This window comes from Polaribacter sp. HL-MS24 (assembly GCF_032758595.1).
Classification (GTDB): Bacteria; Bacteroidota; Bacteroidia; order Flavobacteriales; family Flavobacteriaceae; genus Polaribacter.
The window spans coordinates 178,497-195,548 of sequence record NZ_CP136415.1 but is presented as its reverse complement, the minus strand read 5'-3'; the positions used below and the strand labels follow the sequence as shown (position 1 = coordinate 195,548).

The 17,052-nt window shown below is 36.0% G+C and carries 8 protein-coding genes and 4 pseudogenes; 8 read left to right on the top strand and 4 right to left on the bottom strand.

The window, feature by feature from the left end:
* Positions 1–9 precede the first annotated feature (9 nt).
* From RRF69_RS00960 to RRF69_RS00940, 5 genes and pseudogenes are all read left to right on the top strand, one after another.
* A complete protein-coding gene (locus tag RRF69_RS00960; RefSeq protein WP_316940135.1) occupies positions 10–1,503 on the top strand; it encodes a glycoside hydrolase family 30 protein in 1,494 nt (497 codons plus the stop codon).
* Positions 1,504–1,512: 9 nt separating this feature from the next.
* Positions 1,513–3,852 (top strand): MFS transporter, encoded by a 2,340-nt coding sequence (locus RRF69_RS00955; protein WP_316940134.1) that lies wholly within the window; start codon positions 1,513–1,515, stop codon positions 3,850–3,852.
* A 32-nt stretch (positions 3,853–3,884) separates the two neighbouring features.
* Positions 3,885–4,795, top strand: a pseudogene (locus tag RRF69_RS00950) (glycosyl hydrolase family 17 protein).
* Positions 4,796–5,015: 220 nt separating this feature from the next.
* Positions 5,016–6,512, top strand: coding sequence for a carbohydrate binding domain-containing protein (locus tag RRF69_RS00945; protein ID WP_316940133.1), 1,497 nt, complete (start codon positions 5,016–5,018; stop codon positions 6,510–6,512).
* A gap of 552 nt (positions 6,513–7,064) precedes the next feature.
* Complete coding sequence (locus RRF69_RS00940; RefSeq protein WP_316940132.1) at positions 7,065–8,795, top strand: carbohydrate binding domain-containing protein; 1,731 nt, start codon at positions 7,065–7,067, stop codon at positions 8,793–8,795.
* Positions 8,796–8,871: 76 nt separating this feature from the next.
* On the opposite strand, the pseudogene meaB reads toward RRF69_RS00940, so the two are convergent.
* Positions 8,872–9,941, bottom strand: a pseudogene (gene meaB, locus RRF69_RS00935) (methylmalonyl Co-A mutase-associated GTPase MeaB).
* A gap of 214 nt (positions 9,942–10,155) precedes the next feature.
* Between meaB and cysS the strand changes: the two are divergent.
* The 3 genes and pseudogenes from cysS (at position 10,156) to lgt (ending at position 12,777) form a co-directional block, all read left to right on the top strand.
* Positions 10,156–11,632, top strand: a pseudogene (cysS, locus tag RRF69_RS00930) (cysteine--tRNA ligase).
* Between the two features lie 2 nt (positions 11,633–11,634).
* Positions 11,635–11,871 carry a membrane protein insertion efficiency factor YidD gene (gene yidD, locus RRF69_RS00925; RefSeq protein WP_316940131.1) on the top strand — a complete coding sequence of 79 codons (237 nt, stop codon included), beginning with the start codon at positions 11,635–11,637 and terminating at the stop codon, positions 11,869–11,871.
* 82 nt (positions 11,872–11,953) lie between these two features.
* Positions 11,954–12,777 (top strand): annotated as a pseudogene (lgt, locus tag RRF69_RS00920) (prolipoprotein diacylglyceryl transferase).
* Between the two features lie 4 nt (positions 12,778–12,781).
* Here lgt and RRF69_RS00915 read toward each other — a convergent pair.
* From RRF69_RS00915 to prfB, 3 genes are read right to left on the bottom strand one after another with little or no spacing between them, the layout of a single operon-like run.
* A complete protein-coding gene (locus tag RRF69_RS00915) occupies positions 12,782–15,247 on the bottom strand; it encodes a TonB-dependent receptor domain-containing protein (RefSeq protein WP_316940130.1) in 2,466 nt (821 codons plus the stop codon).
* 55 nt (positions 15,248–15,302) lie between these two features.
* Entirely contained in the window at positions 15,303–15,644 is a 342-nt protein-coding gene (gene arsC, locus RRF69_RS00910; protein WP_316940129.1) for an arsenate reductase (glutaredoxin), read from the bottom strand.
* A 49-nt stretch (positions 15,645–15,693) separates the two neighbouring features.
* Positions 15,694–16,797 carry a peptide chain release factor 2 gene (gene prfB / locus RRF69_RS00905; RefSeq protein ID WP_316940128.1) on the bottom strand — a complete coding sequence of 368 codons (1,104 nt, stop codon included), beginning with the start codon at positions 16,795–16,797 and terminating at the stop codon, positions 15,694–15,696.
* Between the last annotated feature and the right edge of the window lie 255 nt (positions 16,798–17,052).

Genomic DNA, 17,052 nt, shown 5'->3' with positions numbered 1-17,052 from the left:
ATAATTTTTATGAAGACCGTAAAACATATTTTTCACTTAGCCCTCTTTCTTATAATGATAAGTTGTAATCAAGAAACAAAGCAATTAGAGGTTTCAGTTTTTGAAACCGCTGCCAACGGAAATAAACTTACTCAAGTTTCTGATTTTTCTCGGGTTGAAAACGCGACTTCTATCATATTGGATCCAACCCTAGAATTTCAAACGATAACAGGATTTGGTGGGGCATTTACCGAATCTTCTGCCTATTTGTTAAACCAACTCAGTAAGAAAAATAGAGATAGCATATTACAAGCTTATTTTTCGAAAGAAGGCGCCAATTACTCGTTGACAAGGACTCACATGAACTCTTGTGATTTTTCTTTATCTCATTATTCCTACTCTCCAGTAGTTGATGATTTAACATTGGATCATTTTACTATTGAAGAAGATCAAGCCGATCTTATTCCAATGATTAAAGATGCTTTAAAAGTATCTGAAGATGGATTTAAAATTCTTGCTTCTCCTTGGACTGCAGCCCCTTGGATGAAAGACAACAATGCATGGGTGGGGGGAAAATTATTGCCAAAATATTATGATACCTGGGCATTGTTCTTTTCAAAATACCTTGATGCTTACACAAAAGAAGGAATTGATATTTGGGGCTTTACCGTTGAAAACGAACCTCATGGTAATGGCAACAACTGGGAAAGTATGCATTATACTCCTGCTGAAATGACAAATTTCGTTCAGCACCATTTAGGTCCCAATCTAGAATTGAATGGTTATGGAGATAAAATTATTTTAGGCTACGATCAAAATAGAGCTGGTATCAAGGAATGGGTAGATGTAATGTTTGCAACTCCTGAAACTTCCAAATATTTTGACGGAACGGCCATACATTGGTACGAAAGTACTTACGAGGTTTTTCCAGAAGCTTTGCAATATGCTCATCAAAAAGCACCCAATAAATACTTGATCGAAACCGAAGGTTGTGTCGATTCACAAGTCCCTGAATGGCAAAACGATGCATGGTATTGGTCCAAAGAATCTACCGATTGGGGATGGGATTGGGCCCCAGAAAAAGACAAATATCTTCATCCAAAATATGCACCTGTAAATAGATATGCCAGAGATATTATTGGTTGTTTAAACAATTGGGTAGACGGTTGGATCGATTGGAATATGGTTTTAGATACTCAAGGTGGTCCTAACTGGTTTAAAAATTGGTGTGTAGCTCCAATCATTGTCGATCCAGAAAAAGACGAAGTGTATTTTACACCCTTGTATTATACCATGGCTCACTTTAGCAAATATATCAGACCCAATGCAATCGTCATTGGTCTAGATAACTCAGACAAAGAATTACAAGTAGCTGCAGCTAAAAACCCCGACGGTACAATCGCCGTAGTGGTTTTTAATGAAGGAAAAATTGCAAAGAATTTTAAGATTCGTTTAGGCGAAAAAGAAACATCAATATTTATAAATGCACAAGCATTGCAGACCATATTGATACCCACTAATTAAAAAAAAATTATGTCGAATACAAACACTTCTACAAAAGTACCCATGGGACAAAAAATTGCCTTTGGAATCGGTATGCTTGCCAATCAAATGTTTCCTGCCGCATTGGGGATATTTATGGTAGTCTTAGTCCAGGATTTAGGTTTCCCAGGTTGGATGTGGGGAGTGATCTATTTTTTTCCTAGACTTTTTGATTGTTTTACAGATCCAATAATGGGTTTTATTTCTGATAATACCAAATCGCGTTGGGGACGAAGAAGACAATATGTTATTCTTGGAGGACTTGTGATGGGGATCTCATTTATGATCATGTGGCAACTTTTTAGAGAGAGCGGTGTGGATTACAATTTCGCATATTTTATGTTTTGGTCTTTTATCTTTTATTTGGGGCTTACTATTTTCAGTGTCCCTTATGTTGCTATGGGCTATGAGATGAGTGATGATTTTCACGAGCGAACAAGTATCATGGCAGTTGCACAATGGATCGGCCAATGGGCTTGGGTCATCGCACCTTGGTTTTGGGTTATTATGTATGATCCAGCATGGTTTGAATCAGCAGAAGTAGCTACTCGATCACTAGCTGTTTGGGTAGGGATTATTTTTACAATTTGCGCACTTGTACCCGGGATATTTATCAAAAGCAAACCCACTTTAAATGAAGATTATTCTCCTCTGAACCTAAAAAATATTGGAAATAGTTTAAAAGAAATTGGAGCTGGTTTTGCAAGTGCTTTTAAAATGAAACCATTTAGACAGTTGTGTATTGCTACATTTTTAGTGTACAACGCTTTTATGACAATTGCTTCTTTTTCATTTTTCATTATTGTATATCATCTTTTTGACGGAGATGCTGAAGCTGCTGGGATCTGGCCAACTCTTTTTGGATGTTTAGGAGCTCTTGGAACTACTTTTATGGTAATTCCTATTGTATCGGGGATGTCAAGGAGATTGGGTAAAAAGAAAGCATTTATCATTTCACAAGGAATTTCTGTTTTAGGGTATTTGATGCTTTGGTTTCTCTTTATTCCAGGAAAACCTTATATGTTCATCTTTGCGTTGCCATTTTTCTCTTTTGGGATCGGAAGTTTGTTTGTACTAATGATGTCTATGACCGCAGATGTAATTGACCTCGATGAATTAGAGACAGGATTGAGAAGAGAAGGTACTTTTGGAGCGATCTACTGGTGGATGGTCAAATTTGGTTTTGCTATTGCAGGAGGATTGAGTGGAGCAATCATGAGTATGATCGGTTTTGATTCGGGGGTTACCGTTCAGCCCGAAGGTGCAGTGGAAGGGTTACGAATGGCGTTCTCAGGAATTCCAATATTAGGAACAGTGATCGCCATGATAGTAATGCGTAATTATAATGTAACTGAAGAAAGTGCTGGAAAAGTTCGTGCTCAATTGGACAGTCGCAAATCTCAACTACCCTCAAGACCTCTATATCAGACTGATAAATTGGCTTCTTTACTCGCATCAGGAATAAAAATTGACAGTTCTTCCGATACTGATTTCAGTTCAAAATCAGATGCAGATATTAAAGCTTTGTTTTCAGAAAGTTTAAGCAAAGGGCTTCACGGCTTGTGTTTTAGTCCCTACTTAGAAGGACAAAATATTGGAGATCAATTATCAGAAAAACAAATTCGTCAACGGATGGATGTGATAGCACCTTATACCCAATGGGTGCGTTCTTTCTCTTGTTCAGAAGGAAATGAACATACTCCAAAAATTGCACAAGAAAAACATATTAATACCATGGTAGGTGCTTGGATCAGCGGAGACAAATCCCAAAACGAACAAGAAATCAAGAAACTTATTGAACTTGGGAAATCGGGCTTGGTCAATATTGCTGTTGTTGGAAATGAAACTTTAATGCGTGAGGAATTAACAGAAGATGAATTGATTGATTATATCAAAAGAGTACAAGAAGCCTTGCCGGGAATTCCTGTAGGTTATGTAGATGCATACTATCAGTTAATTGAAAGGCCGCAATTGATGGATGTTTGTGATGTTATTTTGGTCAACTGTTATCCATTCTGGGAAGGATCAAGTATTGAGAAATCTGCAACTCATTTAAAGCAAATGTACGCCGTTACCCAAAAAGCTGCCAATGGAAAACCTGTAATCATTACCGAAACTGGATGGCCAAACCAAGGAGACGCTACCAAAAAGGCTGAACCTTCTGAAAACAATGCGATGAAATATTTTATTGATACCGCTAATTGGGCTCAGAAAAATGAAATTCCAATCTTCTATTTCTCTTCTTTTGATGAATCTTGGAAAGTACATCATGAAGGAGATGTTGGTGCACGATGGGGGCTCTGGGATACGAATGAAAACTTAAAATATTGATCATAAAACATAAACGATAAAATTGCAGAACGATGTCTTATAGAGAAGGAAAAAAAGTTTCAAAACAAGAAATCGATTTCAGTCAATATAGTGGAGTCGATTTTAGCAAATCTTCATTGGAAGATTTAAAAAAACAATGGCACGCTACTTTAGAGAAAGGCATGCATGGTATCTGTTTTAGTTTGTATGAAGATGGACAGGAGCCATAGGTGATACTATTACAGAAGAACAAGTAGAACGAAGAATTAAGATTCTAAAACCACATACCCAATGGATTCGTTCTTTTTCTTGTATAGAAGGAAATGAGCATATCCCGAGAATGGCTAAAAAGCATTTATTGAAAAATATGGTGGGCGCTTGGCTCAGCGATGATTTCGCAAAAAATGAACAAGAAATAGAGGCGCTTATTCAACTTGCAAAGGAAGGATGTGTCGATATAGCTGCGGTTGGTAACGAAGTTTTGTATCGAAATGAATTGACATTAGAACAGTTGTTAGGATATATGACTAGAGTTAAAAATGCACTTCCTGGAATTCCTATTGGTTACGTAGATGCTTACTACGAGTTTTCAAAACATCCTGAGTTGGTTGCTCTTAGCGATGTAATTCTTTCCAACTGTTATCCGTATTGGGAATCTTGTCCAATCGATGTCTCTCTGAATCATATGCAACAGATGCACCAGCAAGCCTTTGCCGCTGCAAATGGAAAACCAGTGATCATTACCGAAACAGGATGGCCAAGTCAGGGAGGAAACGAAGGCGATGCCGTTGCTTCTGAAGAAAATGCACTTAAATATTTTATCAATACCCAGTTTTGGTCTGCAAACGAGCAGATTGATATTTTCTATTTTTCCTCTTTTGATGAATCATGGAAAGTAGGAGATGAAGGCGATGTTGGCGCTTATTGGGGGATTTGGGATAAAAATGAGATGCTGAAGTTTTAAGGAAAAACTCACCTCACCAATACACTTCCTATACCATTGGTATTTAGTTAGTTAATTAGATTTTAGAAATCATTTAAATTTTACCACTTGTTCTAAAATCAACTACAGTTATTCTTTTACTGTGTTAAAATTTCCTTGTTTGTTTTTTGTATGGGTATTTTTCATGTACATAAGTATATGTATTTGTAATATTAGTTTGTAATTCTAAAACTTAAATATTATGAAAAAAATTACCTTATTATTAACTTTATTGATTTCTTCAATTGGGTTTTCGCAAGAACTACTTACCAATGGAGATTTTGAAACTGGAGACACTACTGGATGGATTGGTAATGCTGCTAATATTGTAACAGAAGGAGGAAACAGTTACAATTCGGCCAATGTAGCAGCTGCTGGAAACTCATTTGATGTTAATTTAAGTCAAGTGTTATCGATAACAAGTGGGCAGACTTATACGTTGCGATTTGATGCTTGGTCAGATAGAGATAGAACTTTAATAGCTGGAATTGGTCTTAATGAATCACCATGGACAAATACAATTGAAACTGTTAATTTAACGTCCAGTTCTCAATCATATGTATTAACGCTCACAGCAAATTTTGGATTAGCAAATAGTCGTGTTCTATTTGATATGGGTGCAGCTGTTGGATTTGTAGGTATTGACAATGTGTCTTTACAAGTATTAAATCCGGAGGACGACGCTAGATTAAGTGATTTGAAAGTAGATGGTACTTCTATTGTTGGTTTTGATGCAGCTAAGAAAACATATGAATACGAAGTTGCCTCAGGAGGTGTAGTCCCTACTATTACAGCAACCGCATCAAATACGAACGCAACTGTAACAATTACACCTGCTACTGCAATTCCTGGAGATACAACTATAAAAGTTGTTTCTGTAAACTCAAGTGATACAAAAACATATACTGTTTCATTTATAACAGAAGTTGCTCCTACTAATGCGCCTACTACTCCTCCAGCTAGAAATTCATGGGATGTAATTTCTTTGTATGGAGATGCTTATGGAACTGCTACAGGTTTTAATGGTGTTTCATGGGATAGTGGTTCAGAAGCAGTAGAAGGAACTTATGCAAATAATAAAGCTTTAAAAATCATAAATGGAAATGGAGATTTTGTCGGTTTTGAAGTTGCTAATACTGAGGGGTATGTTGATGCAACAAATATGACACATGTACATGTTGACTTTTGGGTGAAAGGTAGTTATGTTACGGGTCAGGTTTTGAAAATAAAATTATCAAATCATAATACTGCTGGTAGTGAAATCAATGCTATAATTAAAGAAATTGTTCCTAGTGCAACAGATGTTGAAAAATGGATATCTCTTGACTTGCCTTTGGATACAGATGCAAGGGAAAAAATTGCGGAAATAATTTTAATTTATACAAATTCTGCAGTTCCTCCTAGTGTGGTGTATGCAGACAATATTTATATGTACAGAGCTGCTACAGCTAGCGTGGACAAAAACAACTTATTAAATGTGAGTTTGTCTCCGAGTCCAGCTGCAAATGATTTAAGAATTAGTGCCCAAGCTACAATTGAAAATGTAACCATTTACAATGTTTTGGGTAAAACTGTTTTAAATGCGAAAATCAATAAAAAAGAAGACATGATTAATGTATCTTCTTTAGATACTGGTGTTTACATTTTAAAATATACGATCAACAATGCTGTTGGTACCATGAAATTTGTGAAAGAGTAACCCTTTCATTTTATTATTGTCAAATCGCCTAAAATGTATTTAGGCGATTTTTTTTGTGAATTTATAAACGAAACCCTCTCCGAGTTTTCAATAGCTGTTTTGTTTTCTTTTAGTTGAATTCTATCTTTCCATTTCTTACTTCCTTAATTCGAATTGATTTTCAAAAATTCATTTATTTCTAGGTTGTGCTACCATCACTTATTTTTACATTTTTAACTTGATAGGGGTACTAAACAGTCTCTTTTTTTGAAAAAAAAGAAAAGAAATGCCATGAATATAGAAATATAGCAAGGGAGTTTTTGTGAATACGATTGTAAAAGTGTTAATTTTTTTGATAATTATCTATACAACACCTATACAATTTTGCTTATCTCCTTGCAAAACAATTACACTTATCCTGATTTTCACCCTATTATACCTAGAAAAACACCACTTATTCTTTTTTTCGATGAAATATATATATATTGTATGCTAAATATATAGGTCAATTTTCTTAAAATAGCTAAATAAAAAAGTATACTTGAACAACTAATTTATAAATCCCTTAATATTATGAAAAAAATTACTTTATTATTTGCTCTGTTAATCACCTCTTTGGGTTATTCACAAAATTTGGTATCCAATGGAGATTTTGAAACTGGAGACACTACTGGATGGTCCGGTGATGCTGCTTATGTTGTAACAGATGGAGATAACAGTTACAATTCAGCCGATGTTACTACTGCTGGAAACCCATACGATGTTAATTTAAGTCAAGTGTTATCGATAACAAGTGGGCAGACTTATACGTTGCGATTTGATGCTTGGTCAGATAGAGATAGAACTTTAATAGCTGGAATTGGTCTTAATGAATCACCATGGACAAATACAATTGAAACTGTTAATTTAACGTCCAGTTCTCAATCATATGTATTAACGCTCACAGCAAATTTTGGATTAGCAAATAGTCGTGTTCTATTTGATATGGGTGCAGCTGTTGGTTTTGTTGGTATCGATAATGTTTCTTTGGTTGAAAACGTTGCTCCCCCCGCTGGTACCCCTGAAGTATTACAAGACTTTGAAGATGGAGGTCTTGGAGAAGCTTTTGCAGGTGCTTTAGGTTCAATTGTTGCTGATCCTGAAACTGGAGGTTCTAGAGGTGATGTTGCGATGCTTACCGCTTCCTCATCGGGTGCTGTTTACCAGGGAATCAATATCGTTTTGAATAAAAATGTTCAATTAACTTCCTCAAAAACGATGGAAATTGATGTGTATTCTGATGCGGCAATTACATTTGCTCCAAAAGTTTTAGGAGGTTTAGAATCTGCTCCTGCTTCTACGTCTTCTGCCACTCATACTGGAAGTGGCTGGGAAACTTTAACCGTAACCTTTGACAAAGGGTATGATAACACAGTTCCAGCGAACGGTGTATACTCTCAATTTGTAATATACTACAATTGGGATGCTACAGCTTCTAATTTTTTAGATCCTGCAGTAGACAGAGTTTTTTATGTTGATAATATTTCTGGTATTGGTGCTGTAGCTCCACCAGTTGCGACACCTCCATCGGCTGCTCCAGTTCCTCCTGCTAGAAATGCTTGGGATGTGATTTCTCTCTACAGCGATTCTTATACTCAAACAGCAATAACCCAATTTGATGCGGGATGGTGTGGTCCAAATTCTGTTTCAGAAGTTCAAGTTGATGGTAACTCTACACTTGCTTGGTTGAGCAATCCTTGTCAGGGAATTACTTTTCCTGCTGTAGATGCTTCAGCATTCACTAACATGCATGTTGATCTTTATATTGAAGCTGGAACAGATTTAACTTCTAAGGTATTCAATCTGAAATTTGTAGATACGGCAAATAATATATTTTTAGAAGTAAATAATAATATAGCATCAAATCCGCCCTTAGTAGCGGGAAGTTGGGTTTCGATAGACGTGCCAGTTAATTTGTCTACTTTCACTACTTTGAATGAATTTGGTGTGACCTCTGGTAATTTAAATAATATTGCTTGGTATGATAACTTATATTTTTATAGAGCAGCTACGGCTAGCGTAGACAAAAACAACTTATTAAATGTGAGTTTGTCTCCGAGTCCTGCTGCTAATGATTTAAGAATTAGCGCTCAATCTATAATTGAAAATGTAACCATTTACAACATTTTGGGTAAAACTGTTTTAAATGCGAAAATCAATAAAAAAGAAGACATGATCAATGTATCTTCTTTAGATACTGGTGTTTACATTTTAAAATATACGATTAACAATGCAGTTGGTACCATGAAATTTGTAAAAGAATAAGCATACCAATTTTTAAGACATGATAAAATCGCCTAAATGTATTTAGGCGATTTTTTTTATGCTAAAAAAAGCAGGGTTATTTTAGGTTCAAAAGTCTTTTGGCAGCGGTAAAAGGAGTTGTTTTTCCGCTTTCTAGATTTTTGATTTCAATAGATAGTGCGGCTTTGATTGTTGGATCCTTGTAAAAATCATCTTTTAGTTGCTGCTCGATGGTGGCGCGAAGCCAAAAACTATTTTGTTCATTTCTTCGATGATCAAAATACCCGTTTTCGGTTGCTAGTGTAATGTACTTTGTAAGAAGTTCTTCAATTTCAGAAATTCCAGTTCCATTGATTGCACTTGCAGTTAGTACTTTGGGTTGCCATTTGCTTTCCTTCAAAGGATATAAGTGTAAGGCATTCTGAAAGGCTCTTTTTGCAATTTTCGCATTTTGCATATTGTCTCCATCTGCCTTGTGAATGACAATGGCATCTGCCATTTCTATGATTCCACGTTTTATTCCTTGCAATTCATCCCCTGCACCCGCTAACTTTAAAAGTAAAAAGAAATCGACCATAGAATGGACTACCGTTTCGGACTGTCCAACACCTACGGTTTCAATAATCAACGTGTCAAATCCAGCCGCTTCACAAAGAATGATACTTTCTCGTGTTTTTTGAGCCACACCTCCCAAGGAGTTTCCAGAGGGGGAAGGTCGAATAAACGCATTCGGATCGGTTACCAATTGCTCCATACGCGTTTTGTCTCCTAAAATACTTCCTTTGTGAATAGAACTACTAGGGTCTACAGCCAATACAGCAACTTTTTTACCAAGAGCGGTTAACTGCTTTCCAAAGACCTCGATAAAAGTACTCTTTCCAACATAAGAATTCCTGTAATACCAATACGAACAGATTTGTTGGCATAGGGTAAACAGCGCTCTAAAATGGCATTTGCTTTTTCTTGATGAACTTCATTCGTGCTTTCGACCAAGGTAATGGCTCTGCTTAAAAAAGGAATATCCCCAGCTGTAATTTTTGAAACAAATTCATCCACAGAACTATGTTTTGCCCGGTTCAATTTTATTTTTTCAGCTGCAGTTTTGTTGGTCGTTTCTGGAGCAGAAACGCCTTTTTTTTCGTGTAAAGCAGATTTTTTCAATTTCATTCTAAAAATGTATGTGGTAAATTTAAGGATAAAATTAAAACTTCGACTTTCATAGAAGCACATTCCTTCAATATTTGGTAAAGGATGATCTTCGTGTTCTAAATAGAAACGGAAGCTGCTCCTTTAAAAAAGACATTCTACTTCCCTAAAATTCTATTTCGCTATTCTGTATAAAGTACCTATATTTATCAACTGTAAACAGGCACTTTTTTTAATGGAACGCTACAAAGAAAATCAATTAAAAGTATACAATTCTCTCTCAAAAAAGAAAGAGGATTTCAAAACCCTAACAGACGGATATGTAGGCATGTACGTTTGTGGTCCCACCGTGTATAGCAATGCACACTTGGGCAACGTAAGAACCTTTATGTTCTTTGATGTGGTTTATCGATATCTATTGCATTTGGGCTATAAAGTCCGGTATGTGCGAAATATTACGGATGCGGGACACTTGGAAAATGATGCGGATGAAGGGGAAGATCGAATTGCTAAAAAAGCACGATTAGAGCAAATTGAACCCATGGAAGTTGTTCAGCGATATACAGTCGATTTTCATGATGTTTTAAAAAATTACAATTTTTTACCTCCAAGTATAGAGCCTACTGCAACGGGGCATATTGTAGAGCAAATAGAAATGATTAAGGAAATCATTGAAAAAGGTTTTGCTTATGAAGTAAATGGTTCGGTGTATTTTGATGTCTTACAATACAATAAGCAGAGTCACTACGGAATTTTATCGGGAAGGAAAGTCGAAGACTTAATTCACAATACCAGATCTTTAGACGGACAATCAGATAAGAAAAATCCACAAGATTTTGCACTCTGGAAAAAGGCAGATGACAGACATATTATGCGTTGGCCATCTCCTTGGTCCGATGGATTTCAGGTTGGCACCTAGAGTGCTCAGTGATGAGTACCAAATATCTAGGCGAACAGTTTGACATTCACGGAGGGGGAATGGATTTGAAATTTCCACATCACGAATGTGAAATTGCTCAATCAAAAACCTGTAGTGGCCTTGAGCCTGTATCATATTGGATGCATACCAATATGTTGTTGTTGAACAGTCAGAAAATGGCCAAATCTACTGGGAATTTTATTTTACCTAATGAAATTTTAACAGGTGAAAATTCCATTTTACCAAAACCATTCTCAGCAAGTGTCGTTCGGTTTTTCAATATGCAGGCCAATTATAGAAGTATTTTAGATTTTTCTGGAGAAGCCTTGGAAGCCTCTGAAAAAGGACATTCCAAATTAATGGAGGCCCTTGAATATCTTGATAAAATTGAAGCAGGTAACACTTCTACATTTGATGTTCAAAAATGGTCAATGGATTGTTATGCAGCAATGAATGACGATTTTAACACTCCCATACTCATCGCTCATCTTTTTGAGGCAGTAAAAACCATCAACTTAATTAAGGAACAAAAAGCTAGCTTAACAGCAGATGATTTGGCAGCATTAAAAATTGTATTGAATGCATTTGTGTTTGATGTGCTAGGATTGATGAACGAGGGAACACAAGATCATTCAGAAAAGATGAATGGGGTGGTGAATTTGCTGATAAAATTGCGAAAAGAAGCAAGAGAGAATAAAGATTGGGCTTTGTCTGACCAAATAAGAGATGAACTGATAGCCCTGGAATTCAGTTGAAAGATGGGCGAGAAGGGACTAGTTTTTCGATACAGTAAGTTTGAATAAGATCCTCACATATCCATTTATTTTGTTGGTTCGTTTCTATCAAACTGCGATATCGCCCTATACACCGTCAACCTGCAGGTATCAACCAACTTGTTCACATTATGCTATTGAAGCTTTTCAAAAACAAGGACTCATAGCAGGAGGCTGGTTGGCCCTGAAAAGAATAGTAAGTTGTCATCCATGGGGAGGAGCTGGATATGATCCCGTTCCTGAAAAGAAAAAGAAGTAAAACGAATCTCTAAAAGGGAGATATTATCGATATTTAGAAATTAGGTTCCGATCTCTTTCGGACTAACACAAAGAAAGAATATATGAGTTTTTTAGCAATAGAATGGAACCCGTCCATAGGAATTGATTTAGGTTTTTTTACTATACGCTGGTATAGCATGATGTTTGTAACTGCCTTTTTATTGGGCCTTCATCTGATGAAAAAATTTTATAAAGAAGATCAAATTCCCTGGAGAAGTTGGATCCTCTTTTTATGTATACGTTTATTTCTATGCTGATAGGAATGCGTCTGGGAGATGTGCTGTTTTATAGTTGGGACTATTATCAAAATCATTTGTTGGAAATTTTCTTGCCCATCAAAGAATCTGCAACAGGATGGAAATTTACCGGATTTACTGGTTTTGCAAGTCATGGTGCCGCAATCGGAATCCCAATTGCCTTGTACTTTTATGCAAAAAAACATCTCCAAAAATCATGGTTTTTTATTTTAGACCGAATGGCGATTGTAGTAGCCTTAGCAGCATTTTTCATCCGTTTTGGAAATTTTTTCAATTCAGAAATTTATGGAAAAGAAACGGATTCTATTTTTGGAGTTGTTTTTACAGCAGCAGGAGAAACATTGCCCCGACACCCGACGCAACTGTATGAAGCGTTTAGTTATTTGGCGTTGTTCTTTGTCATGTGGTTTCTTTATTGGAAAACCGATAAAAAACAAAAAGTGGGGTATTTATTTGGACTTTTTACTGTAGTATTATGGTCTTTGCGTTTTTTGATTGAGTTCATAAAAGAGCCACAAGTACAACAAAGAGGAAATGAATGGTTTTTTAGTCCATTAAATACGGGTCAAGTACTTAGCATTCCCTTAGTGTGTATTGGTTTTTGGTTGATGCTCCGAAAGAAGAAATAAACCATTATCCTTCAAATCCTTCTCCGCCATCATTGGGGTTGCGTCCACCTCTTTCTTGTTTTTTCTTTTGATTGAAACGGTAAGTGAAATTTAGTGAGATTTGACGCTCTCTCCATTGAAAGGTTTGATTGGAAATGTTGGTAGGGGTATCTCTATTGGGTGCATAGTTTACCGACGCTCTTTTTCGAGAATTGAAAAGATCACTCACATTCAAGACCAACGTTCCTTTCTCTTTAAAGACATCTTTGCTAAAAGCTAAATTGGCAGAGAAAATCCCTTCCGAAACATCTTGCGCACTTTCACTAGGACCACGATAGGACAACCTTGTTTGCCACTCTATTTGATATGGCAACCTAATTCTTGTGTTGAAACGTGCTCTCCAGCTCGTATTGCTATTGCTTAAATCCTCTGAGATGGTCGTTGTGGTATTTGTGATTGGGTCTAAGAAATCATAGGTATATATGCCCTCTGTTTTGGAGTTGAAGACATTGAAACTTCCATCTAAACGCACTGTTTTCGAGGCAGTGAAATTGGAAGTAAATTCAAACCCATATCGGTCTTCTGAAGCCAAATTGATGGGTTCTCGAATCAATACCGATTCATCATTTCCGTTGATTTCTCGAATCTCTTGCCGGGTAACTCTACTGATTGTATTGGTGGAATGTTGATAGTAAACCGATCCATTTAAAGTCAGTTTGCCAATTTTGTTTAAGTATCCCAAATCGAAGGAGTTGGTAAAAGTAGGTGTTAATCCTGGATTTCCTTTAAAAATAATATTTTGACTGTTTCTAGATTCAAAAGGATTTAAATACCAAAAACGAGGTCTTCGCAAACGTCTGCTATAACCAATGGTAATACTTTGGTCTTCGGTTGCTTCAAATCCAATATTCAATGTAGGAAACAATTCTTTATAACTAAAATCGTTATTTTTATTGGTATTAAGTAAGCGAACTTTGACATCCGTTACTTCTAAACGAAGTCCTAATAAAAAAGACAATTTATTGAATTTATTTCCATATTGGGTATAAAAAGCATGGATGTCCTGTTTGAATTCTAAATTATTGGAAGGATCGAAATCTGGGTCAGAAATAGGTGACACTAAAAAATCGGAGGTTAAATCTTGAAAGTCCCCTCGATAGCCTGCTTCAAATTGTGATTTCTCACCAATAGGCAATACGTAATCAGCCTGAACTAAAGTGTTTTTTGAAGCTTCGTTTGTAATGTTGGATTCGTTTGAAAATCCAGTTTCCTTATTGATCGCTGTTTCATTTTCTTTACTATCACTGTATTGAAGATCTAGTGTTAATTTGTGACCATCTTTACCTAAATTGTTGGTGTAGTTCAAAGCGTATTGGATAGTTTCGTCGTCAGAATCTTCCTCCTGAATTCGAAGGGCATTGTCTGTGAGGTTGCTGTTGGCATCAAATTCCTGAATCGTATTTTCTGAGAAATTTCCACCTTTGGTATTGCGATAAAAAATGGTTCCAGTTAGATTACTTTTTGTGCTAAGAAAATATTCTAAGCCCACATTAGCGTTAAAACTATTTCTTTTTCGTTGCCATACCCTGTCTTCAATTCGAGAGCTAGTAACCACATCATTTGAATAATTCTTTAAATCTGTAAATGAATTTCCTGGTCCTTTACTGTAATTGTACCCAAAGTTTGAAAAAAGGTTGGTTTTTTTGCTTCGTTGGTTGAGATTGGTTGCTATTTGATATTGATCTGGAACTCCAATAGAGGAGTTTATAGACCCATTAAAACCCAATGCTTTCCCTTTCCTTAAAATAATATTTAAAATTCCTGCGGTTCCTTCTGCATCGTATCTGGCAGAAGGTGAGGTAATGACTTCAACTTTTTCTATTGCGTCTGCGGGCAATTGCCTTAGCGCTTCTGCACCTGTCAAACCAACCAAAGCAGAAGGCTTTCCGTCAATTAGAATACGAACGTTTTCATTTCCTCTCAAGCTTACATTTCCCTCTACATCGACACTTACTGAAGGAACATTGTCCAGAACGTCTGACGCTGTTCCTCCTTTAACAGTCATGTCTTTTCCTACATTGTAAATTCTTTTGTCTAAGCGAATATCCACAGTAGATTTTTCAGCAATGATGACAACTTCGTCTAAGCTACTTGCGTCTTCTGATAGTTGAATGACACCAAAATTGGTGTCTGAAGTTAGGTTTTGTGTTGGCAATTTTTTTCTCTTGAAAGAAATGTACTCTACACTAATCTCGTAGTTTCCTTTGGGTACATTGATGTTAAAGATCCCATTTTCATCGGTAATTCCTCCAGAAATCAGCTTTGTTTGAGTTTCTTTTAGAATGATGGTGGCATATTCTAGTGCTGTTTTTGTTTTGGCTTCCTGTACTACTCCGTTTATAGAGATTGTTGAAGTTCTTGGTGTTTTTTGTGCAAATAAAAATGTTGCCGTAAAAAGACAACAGATAAGTAGGGATAATTTTTGTATCAAAGTTTTGTTTTTTTGTTATTAGACTCTCCGAAGTCTTAAAGGTTTAAATTGATAATCAAAGAATACTTAAAATTACTGAAGGAGGTCTACCTACTAGAGCTTTTTTATTGTTCACCACAATAGGGCGTTCAATTAGTTTTGGGTTTTTAGTTAGTATTTCAATGAGCTCTAGTTCAGTATAATTGTTCCCTTTAAAATTTTCTTTCCAAATTTTCTCGTTTTTTCGAACCAAGTCCAAAGGAGAAATCTTTAATAAGTGAATGATTTGAGTCAGTTCTTTTTCGGATAGGTTATCGTCTAAGTATTTTACAATTTCAAAGTCTACTTTGGAATTTTCTAGAATTTGAACTCCTTCTCTCGATTTAGAACAACGAGGATTATGGTAAATTTTTATCATGGATCATTAGGTTTGAAAGTTCATATAAGATATTGAAGAGTCCGATATTTTAAGACTGTTCTGCTTTTTTCTGCCCATTGAGCATTAGATATGATTTTAAAAAGGGGTTGATCTGCCCATCCATTACAGCATCCACGTTTCCTGTTTCATGACCTGTTCTTACATCTTTTACCAATTTGTAAGGGTGCATAACGTAATTTCTGATTTGACTTCCCCACTCATTTTTCATTTTGTTTGCTTCAATGTCATCTCTTGCAGCTTGTTGTTTTTGCAATTCAATTTCATACAATTGTGATTTCAACATTTTCATAGCAGTAGCTCTGTTGTCATGTTGAGAACGAGAATTGGAACAAGAAATCTGAATTCCTGTTGGTTTGTGTGTCAGTTGTACTTTGGTTTCTACTTTGTTTACATTTTGTCCACCTGCACCACTAGATCTTGCGGTAATAATTTCGATGTCTGCGGGATTGATGTCAATTTCTATCGAATCATCTGCCACTGGAAAAACATAGACAGAACCAAAGGTGGTGTGTCGTTTCGCGTTGCTGTCAAAAGGAGAAATTCTTACCAATCGATGTACTCCGTTTTCTCCTTTCAGCCAGCCAAAAGCATAATCGCCTTCTATTTCTATGGTAATTGTCTTAATACCTGCTACATCTCCTGCTTGGTAATTGAGCGTTTTGAGCTTAAATCCTTGTTTTTCTGACCACATAGTATACATGCGAGAGAGCATTTCTACCCAATCGCAGCTTTCGGTTCCACCTGCTCCTGCAGTAATTTGTATCGTTGCAGACAAGGAGTCTCCTTCTTCAGAAAGCATGTTTTTAAATTCAATATCTTCTAAAAAAGTACTTAAAATTTCAAATTGTTCAAGGAGCTCTTTTTCTTGAACCTCCCCTTCCTTAAAGAAATCGTACAAGACCTGAATATCTTCATTCAATGCAATTGCTTTGTGATAATCCTCAACCCATTTCTTCTTAAAACGAAGCTCTTTCATTACAAGCTCAGCCTTTTTGGGATCATTCCAAAAATCTGGATTTGCAGTTTCCTCTTCTTCGTTGGAGATTTCAATCAGTTTTTTATCAATCTCTAAGTAGGATTTTAATTTTTCAATTCGAGCAGAGATGTCTTTTAGGTGGTCTTGTGTAATCATAGCTTTTAGCAATACAGATAATTTTATTACACTATTCAATAGGCAATTAAGCCTGTAATTGACTAATTATAAAAAAATCGATCTGATTTTTAACAAGTGAATTCATGCCCATTTGTTTTGAATTAAAAAAGGCCGTCCCGCAAAAATAAATGAATTTTTAAGATTTCTTCTTCTAAAAGTTCATAGATATTGCATAGTTTTAGCAAAAAATACTTTGATTCTTAAAAAAGCATTCATTTTATGGATTTTTTGATT